This is a genomic window from Neisseria sp. P0014.S009, from assembly GCF_051958155.1.
Taxonomy (GTDB): domain Bacteria; phylum Pseudomonadota; class Gammaproteobacteria; order Burkholderiales; family Neisseriaceae; genus Neisseria; species Neisseria flavescens_C.
The window spans coordinates 1-256 of sequence record NZ_JBQCVS010000170.1 but is presented as its reverse complement, the minus strand read 5'-3'; the positions used below and the strand labels follow the sequence as shown (position 1 = coordinate 256).

General features: G+C 59.4%; 1 protein-coding gene. It reads left to right on the top strand.

Going from position 1 to position 256, the window contains the following annotated elements:
* Window positions 1-256 (top strand): helix-turn-helix transcriptional regulator (locus ACTHS4_RS12165; RefSeq protein WP_440366017.1); only part of this gene is annotated, 256 nt, incomplete at both ends.

Below are 256 nucleotides of genomic sequence, written 5' to 3'. Positions count from 1 at the left end.
CCCGCTGACCATCGCCGAAATCGCCCGCCGCATCGGATTGAACGAATGCTACCTGAAACGCTATTTCAAAGCGCAAACCGGCGAAACCGTCGCCGGACGCCTGCGCCGTCTGCGGCTGGAACACGCTCTCGCCCTCATCGAATCCGGCAGCACTGTCCAATCCGCCATGCACTTTTGCGGCTACCGCCACGCGGGACGGTTTAACGAAGCGTTCAAGCGGCATTACGGATTTTTGCCTTCGGATGTGAAGAAGTGC